Raw genomic sequence first — 23,873 nt, forward strand, 5'->3', positions numbered from 1 at the left:
CGGTTGTGTTTCATGTCTGACCATCAAGCCAATGTTGATGTCGAAATCGGGTCTGAACGAGGGTTCGGTTTTGTCTTCACGGCAGTCTTTCTGATCATCGCACTCTGGCCCCTTTGGGGCGGCGGTTCTGTGCGGTGGATACCCCTGGCAATCGCGGGGGCCATTCTTGCGGTAACCTTCCTTGCGCCGCAGGTTCTGACCAAGCCCAATCGGCTTTGGTTCAAATTTGGAATGTTGCTGGGGGCCATCGTAGCACCCATCGTCATGTTTCTGGTTTTCATCACGACATTCGTGCCCTTCGGACTGGTGGCGCGCCTGTTGGGAAAAGACCTTTTGTCTGAGAAATTAGACAGTTCCGCAGAAAGCTATTGGGTTGTTCGCAAGGATCAGCCCGGCAGCATGAAACAACAGTTTTAAAGAAGGGAGTACCAGACGTGACATTCGTTTCCGAGCTCTGGTCATTTATGAGGGTCAGAAAAAAGTTCTGGCTACTGCCCATCCTTGTGGTGCTGGGCATCTTCGGTGGCCTGATCGTTCTCAGCCAAGGTTCGGCAATCGCGCCGTTCATCTATACGCTGTTCTGATCACATGACCTACATTTTGGGCATTTCCGCGCTGTATCATGACAGCGCAGCAGCACTGCTGTGCGACGGCAAGATCATTGCCGCCGCGCAGGAAGAACGCTTTACCCGCAAGAAACATGACCCTGGATTCCCGGAAAAGGCGATTGAATACGTACTGGCCGAATCAGGGATCACCCTGGCGGACGTGGACAATGTTGTCTTCTATGACAAACCGTTTCTAAAATTCGAACGCCTGATCGAAACCTACATCGCCGTTGCTCCACGCGGTTTCAACTCGTTCCGAATGGCGATGCCGGTCTGGCTGCGGGAAAAGCTGTTTCTGAAGGATTTGCTGAACAAACAGCTTCGTAGGATTGATCCCGATTTCACCGTCGACAAGATTTTGTTTTCGGAACACCACGTCAGCCATGCCGCCAGCGCTTATTATCCCTCGCCCTTCGACGAAGCGATTGTTCTAACCGTAGACGGTGTTGGCGAATGGGCCACCACAACCGTCGGGATTGGGCGCGGCAACGAACTGACGATGGTGAAAGAGCTGCACTTCCCACACTCGCTGGGGCTGCTTTATTCTGCTTTCACCTACTACACCGGCTTCAAGGTGAATTCCGGTGAATACAAGGTCATGGGTTTGGCACCTTATGGCGTGCCGCAATTTAAGGACCTGATCCTTGAACATCTGGTCGACCTGAAAGAGGACGGCTCATTCCGCCTCAATCAGAAATACTTCAACTATACAGCCGGTCTGACCATGACCAACAAAGCGCTGGAGGACCTGTTCGGCCATCCCGTGCGCAAACCTGAAACCGATCAGCTGACACAGTTCCATATGGACATCGCCGCATCCGTGCAGGCCGTGACCGAAGAAATCATGCTGCGCATCACCCGCAATCTGGCGCAAGAACACGGCATCCGTAATCTGTGCATGGCGGGCGGCGTAGCACTGAACTGCGTGGCCAATGGCAAAATCCTGCGCGATGGTGCGTTTGACAATGTCTGGGTGCAGCCTGCTGCCGGTGATGCAGGCGGGGCACTGGGGGCGGCCTATGCCGCCTGGCACCAGGAGCTGGGCAATCCGCGTCAGGTCACCCCTGGCGATCAGATGCAGGGGTCATATCTTGGCCCGCGTTACGAAGATGGCGCAATCGCCGATGAACTGACCCGTGTCGGAGCCAAATTCACCACTTACGAAAACGGTGAGTTGGTTAACCAAACCGCGCAGGCATTGGCGGACGGTAAGGCTGTTGGTTGGTTCCAAGGCCGGATGGAGTTTGGACCACGCGCCTTGGGCGCGCGCTCAATCCTAGGCGATCCACGATCCGAGTCGATGCAGAAGACCTTGAACCTGAAGGTCAAATACCGCGAAAGCTTCCGCCCATTTGCACCATCTGTTCTGCGCGAAGACGTAGCCGACTGGTTCGAGCTGGATGGCGACAGCCCCTATATGCTGATCGTGGCCGATGTTCAGGACAAAATCCGCCGCAAGATGACGGATGAGGAAAATGCCCTGTTTGGCATCGACAAGCTGAACGTCAAACGGTCGGATATTCCGGCTGTGACGCACGTGGACTATTCTGCCCGTATCCAAACAGTGCATGAAGACACGAACCCGGCCTATCACGCGCTGATCTCGAAGTTCAAAGACCTGACCGGATGCTCGCTGGTGGTGAACACCTCGTTCAACGTGCGGGGTGAGCCAATTGTCTGCACGCCCACGGATGCGTTCCGCTGTTTCATGGGCACCGATATCGAGGTCCTGTCGATCGGCAACTGCCTGTTGCGCAAAGAAGATCAGGACCCCGCGCTCAAGGAAAACTACGAGACCAAGTACGAACTGGACTAAACCCTTGCGAGGGTAGCCGTTCCGCGACACAGTCCGCACCTGAAACTCGGGTGCGGATTCGGAGTGCGCGACATGGGCCAGGCCGGAAAAGTTCTGTTCATTATCATCGATCAGCTACGGGCAGATTGCTTGTTCGGCGCGTTGGCAGATCATGTTGATCTACCGCATCTGTGCGCGTTCATGAACGAATCTGTCTCGTTCAAACGTCACTACTCTGTGACAAATCCCTGCGGTCCTTCGCGCGCTTCATTGCTGACCGGCCAATATGCGATGAACCACCGATCCGTCCGCAATGGCACGCCGTTGCGCCATGACATTCCCAATATCGCCTCCGAGATGCGCAAAGCAGGTTATATGCCAATGCTGTTTGGCTACACCGACACCTCGGCAGACCCGCGTGTTCACGATTTGAATGACCCCGTGCTAACATCCTATGAGCAATCAATGGATGGATTTCTTGAGGTCATCGAGATGCGGCTGGAGGAATCCTATCCTTGGCGGGCGCATCTGATGAAACAGGGCTATGCGTTCGACACCTATATGGATGTCTATAAACCGGTTTCACCCTCTGGGGAGGCGCCAAAGCTGAACGACCCAGCGCTCTATCGCGCTGAGGACAGCGACACCGCCTTTCTGACCGACGCGTTTCTCGACGGCATCGCGCCTTACCAAGATCAGAACTGGTTTGCGCATCTAACCTATATCCGCCCGCATCCACCGCTTGTTGCACCGGCACCCTACAATCGGATGTATGACCCCGTCACTTTGCCTTTGCCGCGGCGATTGGGGACACCCGAGGCCGAAAAAGCGCAGCACCCGTTTTTTGATCCGAATCTCGACCTCTACAAAGCAGTTGATTTTGTTCACGGTTTCGATGAGGTCGAGTCGACAGACGAGAATATTCAGATCCTGCGCTCGATCTATTTTGGGTTGGCGACCGAGGTCGACCATCACATCGGCCGCGTCGTTCAGTTTCTGAAAGACAGCGGGCAGTATGACGACACTCTGATCGTTGTCACCGCCGATCACGGCGAAATGCTGGGCGACCGTCACAGTTGGGGCAAGATGACTGTCTATGATGCGGCTTATCATACGCCGCTGATGATCCGGGTGCCCGGCAATAAAGCGCAGGCCGGGGCCGAAATCACCGTGCCGACGGAATCCATCGATATCGCTCCGACGATCCTGCATTGGGCTGGGCAGTCGATCCCAAATGAGATGGATGGCCGGTCTCTGATCCCCCTGTTGCAGGGCGAAGTGCCCAAAGATTGGAGGGATTACTCTTTCAGCGAACTGGATTTTGCTGAGCCGGAAAACCCGACCCTATGGCAACAACGTCTTGGCACCAAAAACAGCGAGTCCTGTCTGGGTATCCTGCGCGATGACCGCTTCACCCTGGTTGAATTTGCCGCCGATTTGCCGCCGCTTTTGTTCGATCATCAAGGGAAAGGTGAATTCGAGAACGTCGCAGAAAATCCCACCTTTGCGGCTGACCTTGCGCGCCTGTGTAGGCAGATGTTGCGCCATCGGATGCGGAACATGGACCACACACTGTCACTGCATTCCAATACGCCCGATGGGCCCAAGATGCGCATGCGGCATTGATCCCCTCTACACCTGCTGGTCGTCAGGTGCTACGGGTAGAATAGGGGAGGGTGAATTTGCGCATCACCGAACAACGGATCAAGGCGATGACAACCGCCGGGCTGAACCTGATCGGCCAGGCGCTTTCCATCTATGACAGCCAGTTGCGCCTAGTCCTTAGCAACCGACGGTTTCAAGAAATGTTTGACCTTCCCGATGCACTGGTGCAACCTGGCGCGTTGTTTCGGGACACGATCCACTTTCTGGCGAGCCGTGGAGAGTACGGTGACGAGGGAAGTGTCGATGACATGGTCGAAGTGCGTGTCGAACAGGCGCTGGCGTTCGAGCCACATTACATGGAGCGCGAGCGTGCAAATGGTCAGGTGATCTCGATCGAAGGCGCACCGCTGCCTCAGGGTGGTTGGGTGGCAGTCTATACAGACATAACCAGCGCAAAACGCGCCGAAAACCTGCTGCGCGCGCGGTCCGAGGAATTGTCAGGCCAGCTGCTTACCCATGCCGAAGAGCTTTCGGCCACCAACCGGAAACTGGCAGCAACCATCACCGCGCTGGAAGAAGCCAAGCGCGAGCTGACCGAGATCGAAGCCCGGACTCGTCTGACGACCGAGATGATGCCGGCCCATATCGCGCATCTGAACAGCGAGGGGCGATATGATTACTCGAACCGGCGGCTCAGTTCTGTCATGCCGGGGCGACCATCTGAGATTTTGGGCCTTCACATATCTGAAGCGCTGGGGGCAAACGCCTTTGCCCGGGTCAGTGCTCACCTGCAAAATGCCTACAACGGCAAAACATCGGTGTTCGAGTTCACCGAAGATCAAGACTCGCGCCGCATCCGCGTGTCTTTCACACCTGACGGGGCAGGGGGCGTTTATGTGATGTCGGTAGATATCACCGAAGAAACCCAAGCCCGTGTCGCCCTGCAACAAACCCGCCGCCGTGAAATGGCTGCACAGATGACAAATGGCCTAGCGCATGATTTTTCCAACCTGCTGACAATCATCCTGGGCATGCAATCCCAGCTCGACAAGATGGCGTTGCCAGAAGACGCACATGCGCTGATCGCCGCAACCCAAAAAACAGCGCGGCGTGGTGGTCAGTTGTTGAACCGGATTGCGGATATGACCGGCCATCGCACACCTCAGCCGAAAGCCACCGATCTGCGCCGCTTGCTCGAGGATTTGCGGATAGTGGCCACCCCGTCTTTGCCACGCGGTGTTGGGCTATCGGTCGTGAATACTTTGCCGGATCAGGCGCTTATGCTCGATCCAGGGATGCTTCAGGATGCGCTGTTGAACCTTGTTCTGAACGCACGCGATGCTTGTGGCACAACCGGGCAGGTGACGATCAGTGCACATGCAATCGGCGATATCTGGATCGAAATCACAGTTTCCGATACCGGTTCTGGCTTTTCGTCTGAGGCACTGGAGAAGGCTTTGAACCCCTTTTTCACAACGAAAGGCAGTGATGGATCGGGCCTTGGTTTGCCGATGGTTTATGACACCGTAAAGCTGGCGGGCGGTGACCTGAACCTGCGCAATACGCCCTCAGGCGCATCGGTGATCTTGCGCTTGCCCTACCGCCCAGCACCCCCCGCGCAAGAGGGGCTTGTGCTATTGGTGGAAGACAGTGACGATCTGCGCGGCCAATTCCGGGACATGCTGATCGACCTTGGCTTTTCTGTGATTGAGGCGACCTCGACAGATGAGGCACTGGCTCTGACCGAGAACGTTGAAGGTATTGTCATGGTGCTGTCCGACATTCGACTTGAGGGCACAGCAACCGGGCTTGATCTGTTATCGCAACTCAAATCTCGCTTGCCCTGCATACTCATGACATCATTACCATATACCGATCCTCTGCACCGACAGGCATTGGCCATGGCGCCTGTGCTGAGCAAACCCTTTTCCAAGGCACAGTTATCCGCCCTTGTCCGAACTGAGGCCGCCTGATGACCCAGCCTTTGGTAACGATATTGGATGATGAACCCGAGATTCGGCATATCCTGACTGATGCTTTGGAAGAGGCTGGGTTTCGAACCCAAAGCTATTCCCGGGCCCGCGAGTTCGAGGCCGCACTGAACCAGATCACACCTGACGTCTGCTTGGTGGATTTATCCCTGCCGGATACGGATGGCCTGGCCCTGGTACACCGATTGGCGCTGGAACAAGGTGCGGCCGTGATCATTGTGTCGGGCCGCGCGCAAGTTCAGGATCGCGTGGCCGGGCTGGAATTGGGAGCGGATGACTACATCACCAAACCCTTTGATCCAACAGAGGTTGTGGCGCGTATTCGCGCGCGGTTACGCGCACCGCGCGGTCAAACCTCGAACACCAATCTCGCCGAGTTCAACGGGTGGACAGCATATTTTGATCGGTATCTTCTGAAGGACCAATCCGGGGCCGAAACACCGTTCAGCCACGCCGAAGGTGAGGTTTTGCGCCTATTTCTGGAAAGCCCCAAACGCCTGATCAGCCGTGCACAAATGCAGGACTCCCTGGGTGGCGCAGCCGGGGACAGCTTCGACCGCGCCATGGATGTGCGTATCTCAAGGCTACGAACCAAGCTTGGTGAAGACCCTAAAAACCCGCGCTTGATCAAGACGATATACGGGGCAGGATACATCTTTCTGGGAGATGTTGTTTGGAAATAGGCAGCATCACTCGGATAACTACAGTTACTCGCGCAGGGCCCGATCTTTGATTTTCACAACAGGCTGCAGGATGTAGTCCAACACCGATTTCTTCCCCGACAAAATGTCCACCTCTGCAATCATGCCGGGGATGATCTCAACAGCAATTCCTTGCCCGTCGAGCATTGTATTGCTGGTGCGGATCTCGACCACGAACACCTCTTCATCATTCCGCTGGGATCGGGTGATAGTATCTGCACCGATGCGCAGGATTTCACCGTCCAACCCGCCATAACGTGCGAAGTCATAGGCGGTAATCTTCACCTTTACCGGCTGGCCCGCGCGCAGGAACGCGATATCATCGGGTTTGACATAGGCTTCGACCAGCAAACTATCGTCCAATGGCACAATCTCAATCAGGTCTTCGCCACTTCGGGCCAGCCCACCAATTGTTGTTCGATGTATCCGATTCACTATTCCCCGGACCGGCGATTTCACCTGCGCGCGGAGGGCGCGGTCGCGCAAAGCGGGCAGGGCAGGCTCAAGTGCCGCAAGCTCGGCGGTCGCAAGGGCCAAATCCGTCAACGCTGCGGTCCGAAAGCGGCTGCGTGTGGCTTTTATCCGGTCATCGATTTCCTCAAGGCCCGTCTTTAAGCGGTTGGTCACGGCCTCGGCACGCACCTTGTGGCCTTGCCACTCAGCCTCGCTACGGCGCAATGCCAACAGTGTGGTCGCGGGTTCCATGCGCTGTTCAACCAACGGAGCCATAATGGCCCGCTCTTCAGCCAACACCTTCAGAGTTTCATCAGCGGTAACCTGATCAACCAAGCCCTCTTCATATTCCCGCTGCCGTTGCTGTCTCTGCCGCTCCAGAATGGCAATTTCGGCGCTCAGTTCAGCTTGCCGCCCCTGATAGAGCGCAGTTTCCGAACGCACGACATTTGGCGCGCCTTTGATCAGAGTTGTGTCAAAGCTCAGCTCCGTTCCATCAATTTCAGCCTGCAAGCGCTGAACGCGCGACATGAGACCGTAGGCCCTTTGTTGTTCCTGGCTCAATTGGCTGTCAATCTGGGTGGTATCCAGCTCCATCAACACAGCACCCTGATCAACCAACTCACCCTCGCGTACATGCAAAACCTGCAAAACTCCAGGTTCCGTCGCTTCGATCACCTGCACATCCCCCGACGGCACAATCCGGCCTTCCACGCGGGTGACATCATCCAGTTCTGTAAGGTAGGCCCAAGCACCCGCGCTTAACAAACAGGCCAATATAACAAACAACAACAGCGAACCTTGCAGCGGTGCCCGCCCCTGCATCTCACGCGCAAGTTGGCTCAGATCAGGATGCCGCGACATTCAGATGCCTTCCTGATCTGCGCGCGTGTTGGGTCAACAGGCTTTTGGGGCCATCCGCACCAATCTTCCCGCCTTCGATTACAATCACACGATCGACCAGTTCCAACAGGCTGGTTCTATGGGTCACCACCACGACCGTGGTGTCTGTCGTTGCCTCTTTCAAACGCCGGATCACCTGCGCTTCGGTTTTGACATCCATCGCGCTGGTTGGCTCATCCAGCAATAAAACCGGAGGCCGACCAATCAGGGCCCGCGCCAACGCTATCGCCTGTTTTTGACCACCCGACAGCCCTTCGCCTCGTTCAGCCAATTGTTGATCGTAGCCACTGGGATGTCGGGCAACAAAATCTTCAACGCCTGCGGCGCGCCCAGCCTCAATCAGATCTTCGTCGCGTGGCCTTATCGCACCGCTGAGAATATTATCCCGAACAGTGCCTGAAAACAGCCAGATATCCTGAAGGACTGAGCCGATATTGCGCCGCAGATCACCCGGATCAATCTGACGAATATCCAGCCCATCCAGCATGACCGATCCGACCCGCGGCGAATAGAGCCCCAACAACAGCCTGGCGATTGTGCTTTTGCCCGATCCGATTTGACCCAGGATGGCCACCTTTTCACCTGGTTTGATCGTAAAAGATACACCGTTCAGAGTGTCTTCATTCTGATCTGGATAGGCGAAGTGCACGTTGCTGAACGAAATGGCCCCCTTGAAACCCGCCCTCGTGATCCAGCTTCGGCCTTCAGGACGCTCACTTTCAGCTTGCATCAAGGCGTCCAAATTGCGATAGGCGCTGCGTGCCTGATTGACGCGGGTCAGGGTCTGGGCCAGCTGTCCTAACGGGGCCAAAGCACGCCCCGTCAGCATGACCGAAGCCACAAGCGCACCCATGCTGGCCTGACCTTCGGTGATCAGAAACACGCCATAGAATACAATCAGAACCTGCGCTGCCTGCTGCGTAAAGCCTGTCAAATTCAAGGCAAACTGGGTCACGGCGCGACTGCGCGCGCCATGGGCGGATTGTCGTTCGATCGCCTGCTCCCACCGATTGCGCATTTGTCGACCGGCAGAGGTTGTTTTGATCGTCTCGAGGCCCGAAACCGCCTCAACCAACACCGATTGTTTGGATTGACCATCAGCCAGGCTTTTCTCGGCCATACGCGACAGGATCGGCTGAACCACAAGACCAGCCAGCAAAACAACCGGTACAGCAAGGGCCGGGACCAGAGCCAAATCGCCGCCGACCAGATAGATCACGAAGATGAACAGCGCGATAAAGGGTAAATCTACGACGGCAACCAATGTTGCCGAGGTAAAGAACTCTCGGAGGGTTTCAAATTCACGTACCGTGCTGGTCATCGCACCGGTCGAGCCGGTGCGCGATTTCATCTGAATATTCAGCAACTGATCGAAGACACGGCGCCCCATGAACATATCAGCGTTTTGACCCGCGCGATCGATAAAGCCAGCCCTCAGAAGCTTGAGTATAAAATCGAAGACAAGAGCAATACCAACGCCAAAAGTCAGAGCGATTAAAGACTCGGTTGCTTCGTTCGGAAGGACGCGGTCATAAACCACCATAATGAACACGGATGTCGCAAGGCCCAGCAGGTTGGCAAGCGCGGCGGCCAGTGCCACTTGGACATAGGACCAGCGGTTGGCGGATAGCGCAGACCAAAACCAGTGGCCGCTTCGAACTTGCCCATCATTAGTGACTTCGGCCTTATGATCTCGGCGAAACAGGATCGCAAAGCCCGCATAGACGTCGCTGAGTTCTGTTTCAGACATCTCGCAAAGCCCACCGCCGATCTCGGGATCAAAGATCAACATCTCTCCATCGGGTGCGCGCCCGTGGTAAGTGACGGCCTTACTACCATCCAGCAAAAGCATCGCGGGAACCAAAGCATCGTCAAAATCTTTCAACGGTCGTGCGCCATATCCGGCCCGCAACCCCGTGTGTTGGGCCAACGCAAGAATGTCCCGAACGGTCAAATCTCCATCCACACCCGACTGAGCAGACTGCAAAGTGGCGAGCGTAACGGGCTGTTCAAGACTGCTGGCGATGTTCAAAAAACAGGCTTCATAGGCCGAGATTTGAATATCGGAAGATGGGGAACCTGCCGTCATTGCTGGGCGCTCCAGGTGCCGACCGACAAGCCAAGCAGATCAAGGATATCACCTGTCAGGCTCAATGCGGCATAGTTGGTCAGAAAAAAGCTCTGTTCAGCCAAGATTAACCTCTCCTGCGCGTTCACAAAGTCCCGTTGAGCGTCCAGAATTTCAATCAGGCTGCGCCGCCCGATAGTAAATTGTGCACGAGCGGCTTCGACACTTTCAGCGTTGGCCTGCACTGCCAATTTTGCGGCCCGAAGTCTTTCAGCACCGGCTTTTTGATCAGAACGGATAAACCCAAGCTCTCGGGTTATTTCGCGGATCAGCGCCTCGCGGGAGAATTGGGCGTCCTTCACCCGCGCGTGCGCGGCGGCGATTGCCGCGCGTCTTTGGCCGGTACTGTCAAGTTCGTAATTAAACGACAAGTCCACACCGAAATTGGCATCCCGATCAGTATCTTGATTGGCGAAAGCCGCCACTCGGATATCAGGCTGCCTGCGGGCCTGAGCTGCGCTCCATTCAGCCTTTGCAGCCACCAGGCTTGCATCAGCGCGACGCACCTGAGGGCTGCTCATGACGATTTGGGCATCACTTCGGGTCAGGTTCGGAGCAGGGATTGGTTGCGGAAGGGCGTCTGGTGCGGAATCAAACACTTCGCGATAGCGCGCTTCGGCGCGGTCGACCTGCGCAATCGCATCGGCGTAACGGGTTTGAGCATCCGCCATGCGTGAGCGTGCAGTCAGCAGATCGGCATTTGAGCCTGCCCCGCTGGCAGTTCGATCCGATATCTGCCGTACCAGCTTTTCATGCGCTGCTACGTTCTGCGCGTTGATCCCTTGGATCTTGCGTCTGTCCAACACAACGACATAAGCTTCGATCGCGGATAATGCAGTTGCGGCCGCAGTCTGCAATTGATCCCCTCGGCTTTCATAAACACGGGCTTCGGCGGCAGCCAGTTCACCTGATGCCGCACCGCCATCGTAGACCAGTTGCGAAACGCGAAGGTAGGGCGACACATCTGAGACATCGGAGTCTACGCGCTCAGACCGGGCGTTGATGCCCAGGGAGACCTGCGGCAGAAAAGCGCCTTTGGCAGCATCCTGGTCTGCCGCTGCAGCCTCCAATCTTGTTTCACTCTGAGCAAGGTTCGGACTTGTTTCAACGGCCTGACGGATCTTGCGGCCGAATGCACTTTGTGTCAGCGTTTGAGCAGGCGGCGCTGCGCCGGCACCAGCTGTTCCGCTGGAGAATGAAACCTGGATTCCGGACAACCCGGGCGGTTGCTGACACCCTGAAACCAGGAGCACGAACACCAAAATGCATGCGAAAGCCTTAAGCATATGCATAAGCGCCCCCTTGCTTATCATAGTTGAATGGTAATTCTTCAAGCTGCGCGTTCACGACAGCATCCAGAAACCCGGAGACCTCGGAGGAGGTTTGGAGCTGCGATCTATCGGCCAGTTGATCCTGTATTTGTCTCAACCACTGCACGTGCGACAGTGAAACCTGATGCGCATGAATCAGGCGCATGCCTCGGCTATTGTTCAAAAGCGCCCGGTGAGTGGACCGCAGACCATGTATCGCCTGAAGATGAATGCCAAAAAGACCATGCGGGCCATCAGCCTTCAAAACCTCGCCCAGCGGCGAGAGTAGATTCAAATCACGGATCAGGCGACACAGCTCCGACGTTTCATGCTCAGCTGCTGCGCGCTGAAAGAGAAACGATTTTACTTTGATGAGATCGCAGTTCAGCCTCTTTGCATCATCAAAGAAACGAACATCATCGGGGTTATCGGTGACCAGCCCCATGGTTTCATCAACAAGCAAATGAAACTGTTGCCCTGAGGTTGAAGAGGCAGGGCCCGCACCAAAGGGTGGGCATCGTAGCGCAGTTGGCAAATATCGCGCCAACCAAGTGCCATTTGAGGCGACAAAAGGAGTGGTGGAATCGACCTGCATCGACAACAGAGCAACGGGTTGGCAACCCACCGGGGTCATTCGGAAAGCGATCGGAAACATGGCGGCGACCTGCAGGATTTCCGCTTCTACAACAGCGCACTCCGTCAGATGTCGAGCAAACTCGAAAGATGTGAACCGCCGCCAAAAGCGATGTCCATGCCGTTCGAAAGAGACCGGTGTCAGGCCGTTCTGTAGCATAGCTTTCCCCTCACGCTGTCTGATTAAAAAGTCGAATCCAAATGCATGACTGCGAGTCGGGTTACGCCGTCGCACCTGTTGGATCGGTATGCAGGATGTTGTCGGTGGACAGCGCGCTTAGATCATCAAGCCCGTCAAAGATGGCCACGGTTTCAACATTCGCGTCACTCGATCCTGAATAGTCCACCCTGATCAACGCACTGTCTGTACCGTCAGTCGCCAGTACATAGACCGCATCACCAGATTGTGCGCCCGTGAGACTTTCGACAGCCGTTTCAAGCGACGCTGCCGTGAGATCGGTCAGTACTGTCGTCAGACCGACAAAGCCAGTGTCGAGACCCAACGCGTCACCAACTGCCAGGGTTTCAAATCCGGTTCCGTCGCCTCGCAATGTGCTGACATCTAACCCGCTGAACATCAACGCATCCGTCACGTCTGTTGCCGGACCGAGTGTAAAGCCGGTGATCGTATCAACGCCGTTTATTGTCGGGTCAGCTTCGAAGACAACAACATCGCGCCCGGCTGTGTTCAGGTCAATCGTGTCATCCCCTTCGCCGCCACGCACCAGCGTATCGACATCAGACGCCGTCAGCGTGTCATCACCATCCGTTCCCAGGTGCAGCACCATTGGCCCTCCGTCCGGTGTCTTGATCGTCAAAACAATGGGCTGGTTGGGATCCTGTACAGTCATAGTGAACGTAACCAAAGGTTGGGACAGGTCTGTGAAGGTCGTCGCCGCACCCGCAAAACTGACGACATCGCCAGGTCCGGTGTTGGCTAAGAACAGATCGAATTCGCCATTTTCTGTGTCAGAATTCACATCGAACGTGACCACGGAGGAGTCGTATTCCAACTCAGCTGTCATGGCCAAACCAGATGAGATATCCCGATCAGAATCGGCGTGGATTGCGAAGGTGATCGTCGAGCCGGATTGCGCAATCTCGGAAATCACATAGGCTGCAGGCACATAGGCTGCTGTTTCTGTTGTGACAGGCAGCGGATCTGGCCCACCCGAGACGGTGGCTTGCGCAGTGAAGTCGAGATCATCACCCGCTTCGGCACCCGCAAATTCAGACGCCGAAACTGTCAACGACCATGTTCCATCCGGGCCAACAGTTGCAGTACCGACCGAGTTGCCGTTCAACAGAACATCAACGGCTTGGCCTGTGCTAAGACCCGCTGAGCTGCCACTGACAACCACGCCAGAGCTTTGCGCATCGCTTAGGGCTATCGCTTCATTCGTTCCAATTGCGCGCATGCTCAGCGTGGGCCGGAAATCTGTCGTAACCGAAGTGGTTGCCGCAGGAGAAATGTTTCCAGCGCTGTCCGGAACGGTGGCCGAGATTGGATAGCTGGTCATGTCTGACAATGCGGCCAGATCAGATGTCGGGACAGTGACTGTCCAAGTCCCACCTGAGGCAGTGGCGACATAGGTCTGCCCGCCGAATGTGACGGATACGGTTTGCCCATCCCCGGCGGTTGTGGTTCCAGAGATTGCAAGGTCGCTGTCACGTTCGGTGACATCTAGAACCACTCCCACAGGCAAGGCATCGATTGTGATGGATGGTGCGGAGAAGTCGGTGTCAAAGCTGGTATTTGTTTGACCTCTATTGCCAGCGCTGTCGATTACGGATGCACTGACATCATATGTGATGTCAGGCTGTAGCCCGCTCAGATCAGACGATGGTGCGGTAAGGGTCCAATTGCCACCGGACACGGTTGCGGTTCCAGTGACATCCACCGTTCCATCGGGCCGCGCAATCTCGACCGTTACAACCGTCCCGTCTGGTGCATCTGAAGTGCCTGAAATGGTCAGATCCGTAACCTGTTCAGCCGCATTCATCACCGCACCGTCCGATAGATTGGTAATAGCGACACTGGGTGCGGTGAAATCGGTATCAAAGCTGTTCGTTGCCTGAATAGCCGGGTTGCCTGCAGCGTCTGACACGTCAGCTGTCACCGATATGGTGGACGCATCTGACAATGCTGCCAGATCGCCAGTGGGGACAGTGACGCTCCAGCCGCCGCCGCTGGCGGTTCCGGTATAGGTTTGACCATTCACCTCAACCGTAACAACCTGCCCATCCTCAGCCGACGTTGCGCCGGTAATCGTCAGATCAGTCGCTTGCTCAGCAGCGTTCATGACTGCGCCATCCGAGAAGCTATCGATGCTGAGTGTGGGTGCGCTGGCATCTTTGGTGAGGGGCGTATCTGCTTGAGGAGCAGCAAGCCCATCAACATCTGAAACGTCCGCCGTGATAGAGAAGCTGCCTCCATCGGCAAGGGCCGCAAGATCACCGGCTGGAACAGTGACGCTCCAACTATCGCCCGAGACGGTCCCAGTGTAGGTTTGCCCATCGAGCGTGACGGTGACAGTTTGACCGTCCTGCACATTTCCAGTGGTGCCGGAAATGGTCAAATCCGACCCTGCCTCGGCCGCATTCAGTATCGAACCTATTGTAGGAGGTGCAATGCTGATCGAAGGGCCTGTCAGATCGACAGGTACCGCAGACGTCGCGGCAATAGCCGGGTTTCCTGCCGCATCATCAACGGTGACGCTGATCACCGCAGGCGTCCCGGTTGTCAGACCCGAAAGATCAGCGTTTGGGACTGTCACGCTCCAGCTGCCACCCGAAGCGGTGCCGGTAAAGGTTTGGCCATCCATCGTAACCGTAACGGTCTGCCCATCTTCGGCACTGGTGTTGCCGGTCAGGATCAAATCGCCGCTGACATCAATAAGCTCGATCGAACCGCCAGCGACCGGGTCCAATGAAATGGACGGAGCGCCGAAATCGGTATCGAAACTGCTACCTGCTTGGGGGGCAGGGTTGCCGGCCCCATCCGAAACATCGGCAGTAACCGATATAGTTGTGCCATCCGGCAATGAGGCAAGATCAGCAGCCGGGACAGTCACGCTCCAATTGCCGCCCGAGACAGTGCCTGTATAGGTCTGACCATTGAGCGATACGGTGACAGTTTGCCCGTTCTCGGCATCGGTTGTTCCGGTGACGATCAAATCTGTTGCTTGTTCGGCAGTGTTCATCACCGCCCCATCCGAGAAGCTGGTGATAGCCAGGGTCGGGGGTACTGTATCAATGTCGAATGTAACAGTTTCAACCGACAGCTCATCCCCCATGTCATCGAGATGTCGAATGGTGATGTCCGTCACGCCCTGAGGCACGCCGCTGGCCTCTGACGGGGTCAAAGAGACACTCCAGTTCCCATCTGAGTCTGGGGTCACGGTTTTGACCACTGATCCAATGGTGATCTCGACACTGTCGGTGCCCGCTGGGGCGACGGAATTGATGGTCGAACTGCTGAGCGTTGTTCCCTGTAACTGAGCCAGGTTCAGGCTTGGATGGCTTGGAGCAGGTGGAGGTGTTGGGGTCGGCGCAGGGCTGGCATCATCGCCACCACCACCGCCACCAGCAGCGGCGGCGGCCCCCGCCAGGCCCAAACCGCCCAAGGCCGCTCCAGCCCCACTGACACCGCCTGCAGCAGCAGCGCCCGCTTCAGCCAGGCTGAACTGCGCGATCTCGGCAACCGCCGCTTCGGCGATCATGATGGCGCCGCTGTCCAGAACCTGAATATTCTCGGCCGCGACAATCATGCTGCGCCCATCGGTCATCTTGAGAAGAACATCTCCATTTTTCAGAAGCTTGGCCGATTGCACGCCGGGAATAGTTTCAGCGAACTGGTAGGCATACAGCTCTTCAATCGTGGCCTGAGCAAACGCGGGCAGCGCCAACAGAGATGACCCCAGCCCACCTGCCAAACCACGCCCGGCCCAGCGGCCCATTTTGCGATCTATCCACTGGCGAATGCGGCGCGAGCGGTCCGTTTCTGATTGATCCGCTGCAGGATTCGTATTGGTCTCAGGTGCTTTGGTCATCTTACCCTCACATGTATTGCCGGCGATCTTGGAATGGGGACAATCCGCACCGTTTAGGCTTTTGCTCATCTGTCTTACCCTTTGACTGCGTCGGCGATCGGACCCGAAAAAATTGAACTAAACTCAAGCCGAACTCCTCGTTTTCACCACATTCTTGCTATGGTTTCGGTCTGGGCATCGGATCATCTTTGAGCTCAACGCCAGGGGTGGCGGTGGGGTAATGACTATGATGCTGCAATTCGAAACATTGGTTGCAACGGGAAGCACGGCGCTCGATTCAGGTATCGGCGATACGGCTTTAAAAACGTTTAACGGGGACACGTATCTCTACACATTGACCGGCCCAACCGGCGGCATCGCGGTATGGAGGCTGGTTGACGGCGCAATCCCGCAACTGGTGGATACCCAGTATTACAGCGGGTCGATCATGTTTCAGGTGGGCGGCACGGGAACGCCTGTTTCGCTGGCGGACACAGATCATCTGGTACTTGATATCGACACAGCCACTGGACTTGTCAGTTATGATCTGAACACCGACGGCACGGTCGGAGATTTGCGGGAAACCGGAACGTTGAGCGGCGGTGGCGATCTGTCTGCCGTGACCCAGTTCTCTGTAGCCTCGACCAACTATCTGGCGCTCGCGCATGAAGATACCGGCCAAATCGGAACCTACATCGTCAACGGTGACGGCAGCTTGTCGCTCGCCGGGCTCATCACCGGAACAGCCGATTCTATGCAGGCAATTCAGTCTGGTGCCGGGCAGTTTATTGTTGGAACAGATGCAGTAGGCGACGGCATCACTGTGTATCGCATCGACCCGGCGAACGGGACGCTCAGTGTGGTCGACAACAGCGACGCCACAGCGACCCTTGGCATTTCGACACCAACTGCGGTTGAAACTGTCGAGGCGTATGGCGAATCCTGGATCGTGGTCGCCGGATCGGGCAGCAACTCGCTAAGCGTTATGCGAGTGAACAGTGATGGTACACTTTCGCCGTCCGATCATGTGCTGGATACGTTGGACACCCGGTTCCAAGACGTACAAGACATCGCGGTTATAGAAGTCGACGGGCGGGTCTTTGTGGTCGCTGGCGGTGGCGATGATGGCATCACGCTTTTCACCATGAGCCCAAACGGACAACTGATCCATATGGACAGTTTCGCGGACACGGTGCTGAGCGGGTTGCAAAATGTCGAAAACCTGAGCGTGGCCCAAGTCGGGGGTGAGCTGCAGATTTTGGCGACCAGCCAGATTGATGCAGGCGTGAACCTTCTGACCGTCGACGTTGCAAATCTGGGCGATGTCCGGGAAGGCTTCGGCACCGTCACTGGCACTGCTTTGGACGACATGCTCAGCGGTGGCGTGTTGAATGCAAACCTGCTGGGCGGGGCAGGGGATGACATCCTGATTGCAGGGGAAGGAGCCACTACGATGACGGGGGGGGCAGGGGCGGATATATTCGTGATGCAATCCGGCAGCGGCGTTACAACCATCACAGATTTTGAGGCGGGAACAGACCGGCTTGATTTATTTGACTACTTGCTGCTGCGATCGCCGACCCAGCTGACCGTTACCAGCACGGCAGACGGTGCGGATATCACCTATCGAGGCGAAGTCATCCACATCACCTCTTCGACCGGAGGGCCTCTGACCAGCACCGAGATCTTTGGCACAGGATTTGGCGGCCCCGACCATATCCCTGTTGATTTCAGTGATTTTGGTGTGTCCGAACCACCCAGTTCAGGAGGGATACAAGGCGATATCTCGATCAGCTCCGAGACCGGCAATCCGGGTCTAGGGGATGCTGAAATTCAATTCACACCTGACGGAAACAGCCCGATTACCACAACCGCAGACGAAGACGGAAATTTCGATCTCGGCCTGCCCTCGGGGACTTACTCCGGGCATCTCGACATCACCAAATCCTATTCGACGGCAAGTGCCGAGATCACCGCACTTGATGCATTGCAAGTGTTGCGGATCGCGGTTGGGTTGGACCCGACCTTCGGGCCCGCTGCGCCGGAAAACCTTATCGCTGCGGACATTACGCAAGACGGTAGAATCAATGCACTAGACGCATTGGCAATCTTGCAAGTGGCCGTTGGGCAGACGCCCACACATGAAGCCGAATGGGTTTTTCTGGACGCTAGTGCAGATTTGTCAGGGATCACCGCGTCCAATGTCGATTATGATACGGGAATAGATGTTGTCGCAATCGATGGCGTGATCGAAGCGGACATGACATCCATCCTTTTGGGCAACCTCGAGGCTGTATAAATACTCATAATGATGATTATGTTAAATATAATGGGGTTTATCCCCTTGACATACGGTAGTCGCATTCCCATATCCTTTGTATGAAACAGACAACCGTTCGCCAGTTCTTCCAACAGTTCCCTAACGATGAAGCCTGCCTTGAGCATTTGTTCAACGTGCGCTTCGGTCAGGGTCACGAGTGCCCCAAGTGCAAGCGTCCGGCGAAATGGTATCGCCTCAAGTCTGAACAGGCTTACTCGTGCCAGTGGTGCGGCCACCACATTCACCCGATGGTGGGTTCGATCTTCGAAAAGAGCCGCACACCGCTGCAACTCTGGTTCTATGCAATCTTCCTGTTCACAACGTCCAAGCATGGCGTCAGCGGCAAAGAATTGCAGCGTCAGCTTGGCGTCACTTATAAGACCGCGTGGCGCATGGCTGCGCTGATCCGAGAGCACATGGCCGCAATCGACGGTGACGAGCCTGTGGGCGGCGCTGGTGAAGTCGTAGAGGTCGATGAGACGTTCTACGGCGGCGTTACCTCCGGTATGGATTGGCGTGAGCGTAAAGCCGTTGTTATGGGCATGATGGAACGCCACGGTGACGTGATCCTGAAAGTCGTTCCCGACCAGTCAAAAGTCACCCTTCGCAACGCCGTTCATGAAAACGTCGAGGTTGGCTCAGAACTGCACACAGACGAACTCAGAGCTTACCAGAAGTCCTTTCTGCCGACCGAGTACACCCACAAGACTGTCAACCACTCTGAGGGCGAATACGCGACCCCGGAAGGCGTCAGCACCAACCAGATAGAGTCCTTCTTTAACCATTTGAAAAAGTCGATTGCTGGCACTCATACCAGCGTGTCGCACAAACACCTTGAGCGCTACGTCAAAGAATTTGAGTATCGCTTCAATCGTCGGATGCGTCCTGAGACGATGCTTTCGGAGTTACTTTCGCGGTTCCCTGAGTTGAACAAGAACGCATCGTGAACTTGACGGCGATAAGCGGAAGCCTCAGAGTCTGGCCAGTCAAGGGAATCACCACCAATCCAGAGCCTTAGCCTGAAACGGGCGGGCAACGGCCCGGGAAAGGAGGTGATCGCCATGGCGAAAGGGAAAAAGTCTTGCGGATGCAAGACCAAACCCAAGGGAGCCAAGACGGTAAAGGTTAGCAGCCACACCCGTCGAAAGCCCCGAAAGTGCTAGTCTGAACTAGCGGAGCGGTCCTTCTTTAGGGAAGGGCCGTTTTCCTTCTCTACCTTTCTTTGAATCACAGCGTCAAGCTTGTCGAGGTCGCCATCAGGATCGGTTTCATGTTCTTTGATAAACTGCTTTAGATCGCCCTTGCGAGCTTCCCTCAGTGATACTTGTGTATTGTGGTCCTGCGCTTTGGTTTTTGGCACGAGCGATGATCCTTTCAATGCGTGACTTACGTCTCTTGAGCTGGCGAAAGGCAAAAACGCCAGCTATTGTGCCACCCAACGCTAACGCAATGCAAACCCAAAACAAGGGATCGCTGGCAACACTTTCAACCGTAAGATACCTCTCAAGAGCCAAAGGCAAACCTGCCGCAACAAGAAACTCTGCGACCAGGAACTGCTTTAACTCATCCACACCTGATGTCTGAAAGTCCTCTAAGTCGTCCATTCTAATCGCTATATAGTCCTCCGTTGTATCGATATAATTTGGACTCACTGAGGCACCGCTCGCCTCATCACGAGAAGAACTCAAAATTAGTGGCTCGGCGCGCTTCCTACTCACCTCGGAGCCGTCACCGCTCACTACCATCGGACGACTCTCTCGACTTTGCGACATGAGCCGCAACGTTATGCAGTAGCCACTCTGCAAATGCCTTCGTTTCGTTAATGTCCATAACAATTCTAGCGGCGATTGCTCTTTCGAATTGCTTGGTGCTCAGGTTCTGCTCCACACTGTAGAGATTAAACTTAACTACGCTGTTTGAGCTTAGAAATCCTACTGCGCCATCGGCCCAGATTGTTGGTGGTGAAGAGGTCGTTGGCTTCGCCGGGAGTTCATCGGAAGCTTTGAACGCCTCAACCTTAGGTGAGTTTTCTTCGGTCAACTAAATATCTCCAATTACTATGGAGATAATCGTTTCAACCTTTGCTCGATTCTGCAACTACGTATGCTGAGGGGATACACCCCAATATAATTGGTGCGGGTGGAGGGACTTGAACCCCCACGCCTTGCGGCGCCAGAACCTAAATCTGGTGCGTCTACCAATTTCGCCACACCCGCAACCGGGCACCTATGTGCCGGACTGGAGCGCTCCATAACAAAGCTTTACTCGGGACGCGAGAGGTAAAATTCACCCCGGCTCAAGATTTTGATCGGCAGGTTTCGCGCGATTTCCCTACCCTTGGGCAAAGTCGCTGGCAAAACACCAGCATCGGGATGTCTCGGCTCATATAGTATGAGTGCTGGAAGGCTGATTTTTCGGGATTAGACTTACACGATCCGAGACGTAGATCTTGGGTACCAATTCGCTCGATGAGACAGAGATTTCTCGATCAGCAGGAAAAACGCGCTTACGTTGTATCGGTTGGACTGCGAAGTTCAAATCGTGTCGAGCTGGCTTTGTCAGTTCGACCTTTTCTGCAATCGGGCCATTGGCAAAAAATCCAGATCGCTCACAGAACAGCACCAGCAGCACCGGAACTAATGCCGCAAATACTGAGTGTTAACGCGATCTCAAAAAACGCAACGAACTGTCTGTGAAATGCGCTCAATGCGGCACTCGCTCAATCTTCAGACCTAAAAACACTGCGCACCTGTTAACTATACACCTCAAGGTTGAGGCATTCCTATGCACGCCACTTCATATTTACGCCACAATTCAAGCACCAAAATATCTTATTCGCGTCAAAATAACACCGCCTTGGCCGGGCTTCTTGGTCCAAGGAGTTAATGAGTCCTTTTTCGCCGTTTTGGCACCTGTACGAGTCTTCCGCTCAACTCCAGTAACAAGGGTCTTTGATGTGACCAGCATGATCAACTCCGCCGCTGCCGAGCAAGAGGCCGTCTTCTTCGCTCGCGAAAGCTTCATAGGTGAGCTGAAGTCTTTGAACCGGGACTATCCTGATACAGGCTTTGGTATCTCTCTTCGCACCCACTCGGGTGAACATTACCTGCTGGCAAACGCACGTATGCCCCTGCCAGCAGCTAAATCGGACGGGTTTCCAACAGGTCGGCGTTTGGCCTGCCTCGAAAATGGGGATCGCTTCAGCGCAATTGAGGTGCTGGCTGATTCCCACGCATATGAAACCATCTCTCCTCGGGACGAGGCAGAAATTCTGGGTAATGCTCTGGATCTGATCGCCCGTATCGACACCCTGACCAACATGCCCGCAGGCTGCGTTTCGCAGGCCCAGCAAATCGCTGCGACTGGCACCGGAGGCTAACACATGGCGCGCAACGACCACCTTTTGTCTGTCGGAAACGAGGCGCTTGCCCCGATGACGTCGGCAATGTCGTCATTAACGACTCAGATCGACCAATTGACAGAAGTGGCCGATGCGCGGTCAACGGCCCGGCTTGCGACGCTGAAAACGCGGATCGAGAACTTTTCTGCAAGCATCACCATGGTTGGGCAGGTCAAAGCGGGCAAATCCTCGCTTGTGAATATCCTAGCCGCTCGCCCTGCCCTGTTGCCCTCGGATGTGAACCCATGGACTTCGGTTGTGACCACGCTGAACATCAACACCCGGACACCGGGCGATACGCGGTCCAAGTTCACCTTCTTCGAGCAAGAAGAATGGGACAACCTGATGGTTGGCGGTGGACGTCTTGGTGAGTTGGCCAATCGCGCCGGCGCGGATGATGAGATGGAAGACATCCGCCGTCAGGTCGCAGAAATGAAAGCCAAATCAGAGGAGCGGCTGGGCAAGCATTTCGATCTGATCCTGGGACAAAGCCACCAATATGACTATTTCGATGAAGAGCTGATTCAGCGCTATGTCTGTCTGGGCGACGAAGACGACCCGGATATCGACCCAAAAACCGGCCGTTTTGCAGATGTGACGAAATCCGCGGAACTATTCATGGATATTCCGCAATATCCGATCTCGCTGAAGCTGTGTGACACACCTGGTGTAAACGATACCTTCATGGTGCGTGAGCAGATCACCCTGCGCAGTCTGCGCGGGTCCGAGGTCTGTGTGGTGGTTCTGGCGGCAAGCCAAGCATTGACCACGATGGATATGGCGCTGATGCGGATCATTGCGCAGTTCGAAAACCGGCAGATCGTTTTGTTCGTGAACCGGATTGATGAACTGGCTGATCCGGTCAATCAGGTCCCAGAAATACGCGATCGCATCCAAGAAACTCTGAAGCAGAACAATATCGATGCTAATACGAGCATCGTGTTTGGCAGCGCACTCTGGGCCGAGGCCGCTCTGACAGGCAATCCAGACATCCTGACCGATGAATCCCGCAAGGTTTTGAACACCTTCTATCTGGCGGCGGGCTTTGGCGATCAGGCCGCCTCTTTGGACAAAATCTGGGCGCTGTCCGGGCTTCCTGATTTGCTGCTGGCGATGAACGAACGGATAGCAGATGGCGCAGGCGCACGTTTATTAGATCGCGTCCGCCACCGTGCACGCAATATTGCTAGCCAAATTCGCGCAACGGCCGTTGCCAAAACCCTATCCGGCAACGAAGGCGTTGTCCGAGATCTAGGTGGCGCGTCGCCGGAAGAAGCGATTTCGACTGTTTCAGACGAATACGAGAAGAAGGCCGCCGAACTGACCGCTGCTCTGCGCGACAAGGTAATCGAGCGTTTGAATTCAGCCGAGGCAAACTTTGTCAAACGCGCCACCGACTCGTTGATTGCTCATCTCGAGGAGAATGGCGAAGAGGGCACTTGGCACTATGATCCGGCGGGTTTGCGAACCCTCCAAAAGGCAGCCTATTTCAGCTTTGCCCGGTCGATGAAGAAAGAGGCGGGCGCGCTCTATACCACTGCTGCAGCTGACGTGGAAGCGCTCTATCACAAGCTGTTAGGTAACCATCTTGGCGAATTCAGCATCGAAGCCCCCATCGTTCCGCGTGTCCCGCCGCCCTTGGGGATCGGGCGCACCATTGCGCTGGACCTACAAAGCACATGGTGGCGCAGGTGGTGGCAAAAGCGCAAAGGCTTCGAAGCCTATGCGGCGGATTACACAAGATTGATCGCATCCGAAGCGAATTCGATCACCAAGGATATCGAGGAAAATCAGGTCGCAGCGGTTCTGGAAAACGTCCGAGCCGGGCTGACCGATTTCATGCGCGAGCAGAAAGAGACGCTGCTGAATATTTCGGCCTCAGCGGAGAATGGCAACAAACAGGCCCCCGCTCTGGCGGCGAATCTGCAGTTGCAGAAGTCGCGCGATGAGATTCTGGGCGACATCCTGAAAAACCTTAGCAACGAAGCGGCGTGA

Annotated in this window: 17 protein-coding genes and 1 tRNA gene; 10 read left to right on the forward strand and 8 right to left on the reverse strand. The window is 55.5% G+C overall.

The genetic code is table 11. The annotated features are described in order from the left end of the window. Window positions 1-12 precede the first annotated feature (12 nt). From ACR0DH_RS06875 to ACR0DH_RS06900, 6 genes are all read left to right on the forward strand, one after another. Window positions 13-417 carry an SxtJ family membrane protein gene (locus ACR0DH_RS06875; RefSeq protein WP_353011338.1) on the forward strand — a complete coding sequence of 135 codons (405 nt, stop codon included), beginning with the start codon at window positions 13-15 and terminating at the stop codon, window positions 415-417. A 17-nt stretch (window positions 418-434) separates the two neighbouring features. Then, window positions 435-584: a DUF5989 family protein gene (locus ACR0DH_RS06880; RefSeq protein WP_353011336.1), complete on the forward strand. Its 150-nt coding sequence runs from the start codon at window positions 435-437 to the stop codon at window positions 582-584. 4 nt (window positions 585-588) lie between these two features. Continuing rightward, the gene (locus ACR0DH_RS06885) at window positions 589-2,424 is read left to right on the forward strand and encodes a carbamoyltransferase family protein (protein ID WP_480544094.1); all 1,836 of its coding nucleotides are present in this window, start codon (window positions 589-591) and stop codon (window positions 2,422-2,424) included. Window positions 2,425-2,496: 72 nt separating this feature from the next. Beyond that, window positions 2,497-4,029, forward strand: coding sequence for a sulfatase-like hydrolase/transferase (locus ACR0DH_RS06890; protein WP_480547943.1), 1,533 nt, complete (start codon window positions 2,497-2,499; stop codon window positions 4,027-4,029). A gap of 56 nt (window positions 4,030-4,085) precedes the next feature. Continuing rightward, window positions 4,086-5,981 (forward strand): hybrid sensor histidine kinase/response regulator, encoded by a 1,896-nt coding sequence (locus ACR0DH_RS06895; RefSeq protein ID WP_480544092.1) that lies wholly within the window; start codon window positions 4,086-4,088, stop codon window positions 5,979-5,981. Continuing rightward, window positions 5,981-6,682: a response regulator transcription factor gene (locus tag ACR0DH_RS06900; protein WP_480544091.1), complete on the forward strand. Its 702-nt coding sequence runs from the start codon at window positions 5,981-5,983 to the stop codon at window positions 6,680-6,682. Before ACR0DH_RS06895 ends, ACR0DH_RS06900 begins: the two co-directional genes overlap by 1 nt. Window positions 6,683-6,706: 24 nt before the next feature. Here ACR0DH_RS06900 and ACR0DH_RS06905 read toward each other — a convergent pair whose 3' ends face one another. From ACR0DH_RS06905 to ACR0DH_RS06925, 5 genes are all read right to left on the reverse strand, one after another. Beyond that, window positions 6,707-8,017, reverse strand: a complete 1,311-nt coding sequence (locus tag ACR0DH_RS06905; RefSeq protein WP_480547944.1) for an HlyD family type I secretion periplasmic adaptor subunit — start codon at window positions 8,015-8,017, stop codon at window positions 6,707-6,709. Continuing rightward, a complete protein-coding gene (locus ACR0DH_RS06910; protein WP_480547945.1) occupies window positions 8,001-10,145 on the reverse strand; it encodes a type I secretion system permease/ATPase in 2,145 nt (714 codons plus the stop codon). Before ACR0DH_RS06910 ends, ACR0DH_RS06905 begins: the two co-directional genes overlap by 17 nt. After that, entirely contained in the window at window positions 10,142-11,497 is a 1,356-nt protein-coding gene (locus ACR0DH_RS06915; protein WP_480547946.1) for a TolC family protein, read from the reverse strand. Before ACR0DH_RS06915 ends, ACR0DH_RS06910 begins: the two co-directional genes overlap by 4 nt. Further along, window positions 11,463-12,287: a SapC family protein gene (locus ACR0DH_RS06920; RefSeq protein WP_480547947.1), complete on the reverse strand. Its 825-nt coding sequence runs from the start codon at window positions 12,285-12,287 to the stop codon at window positions 11,463-11,465. Before ACR0DH_RS06920 ends, ACR0DH_RS06915 begins: the two co-directional genes overlap by 35 nt. A gap of 61 nt (window positions 12,288-12,348) precedes the next feature. Further along, the gene (locus tag ACR0DH_RS06925; protein WP_480547948.1) at window positions 12,349-16,248 is read right to left on the reverse strand and encodes an Ig-like domain-containing protein; all 3,900 of its coding nucleotides are present in this window, start codon (window positions 16,246-16,248) and stop codon (window positions 12,349-12,351) included. Window positions 16,249-16,399: 151 nt separating this feature from the next. On the opposite strand from ACR0DH_RS06925, the gene ACR0DH_RS06930 reads away from it, so the two are divergent. Continuing rightward, on the forward strand, window positions 16,400-18,457 hold the full coding sequence (locus tag ACR0DH_RS06930; protein WP_480547949.1) for a dockerin type I domain-containing protein: 2,058 nt from the start codon (window positions 16,400-16,402) through the stop codon (window positions 18,455-18,457). A gap of 80 nt (window positions 18,458-18,537) precedes the next feature. Continuing rightward, entirely contained in the window at window positions 18,538-19,425 is an 888-nt protein-coding gene (locus tag ACR0DH_RS06935; protein WP_480547950.1) for an IS1595 family transposase, read from the forward strand. 321 nt (window positions 19,426-19,746) lie between these two features. On the opposite strand, the gene ACR0DH_RS06940 is transcribed toward ACR0DH_RS06935, so the two are convergent. The 3 genes from ACR0DH_RS06940 to ACR0DH_RS06950 all read right to left on the reverse strand — a co-directional run bounded on the left by ACR0DH_RS06940 (window position 19,747) and on the right by ACR0DH_RS06950 (window position 20,694). Next, window positions 19,747-20,082 (reverse strand): hypothetical protein, encoded by a 336-nt coding sequence (locus ACR0DH_RS06940; protein WP_480547951.1) that lies wholly within the window; start codon window positions 20,080-20,082, stop codon window positions 19,747-19,749. A gap of 124 nt (window positions 20,083-20,206) precedes the next feature. Continuing rightward, entirely contained in the window at window positions 20,207-20,518 is a 312-nt protein-coding gene (locus tag ACR0DH_RS06945; RefSeq protein WP_480547952.1) for a hypothetical protein, read from the reverse strand. Between the two features lie 91 nt (window positions 20,519-20,609). Then, window positions 20,610-20,694, reverse strand: a tRNA-Leu gene (locus tag ACR0DH_RS06950). Window positions 20,695-21,443: 749 nt separating this feature from the next. On the opposite strand from ACR0DH_RS06950, the gene ACR0DH_RS06955 reads away from it, so the two are divergent. Together ACR0DH_RS06955 and ACR0DH_RS06960 are read left to right on the forward strand one after the other, a co-directional pair. Further along, complete coding sequence (locus tag ACR0DH_RS06955) at window positions 21,444-21,857, forward strand: hypothetical protein (protein ID WP_480547953.1); 414 nt, start codon at window positions 21,444-21,446, stop codon at window positions 21,855-21,857. 3 nt (window positions 21,858-21,860) lie between these two features. Then, entirely contained in the window at window positions 21,861-23,873 is a 2,013-nt protein-coding gene (locus ACR0DH_RS06960) for a dynamin family protein (protein WP_480544082.1), read from the forward strand.

It is taken from the genome of Ruegeria sp. I1 (assembly GCF_056532675.1).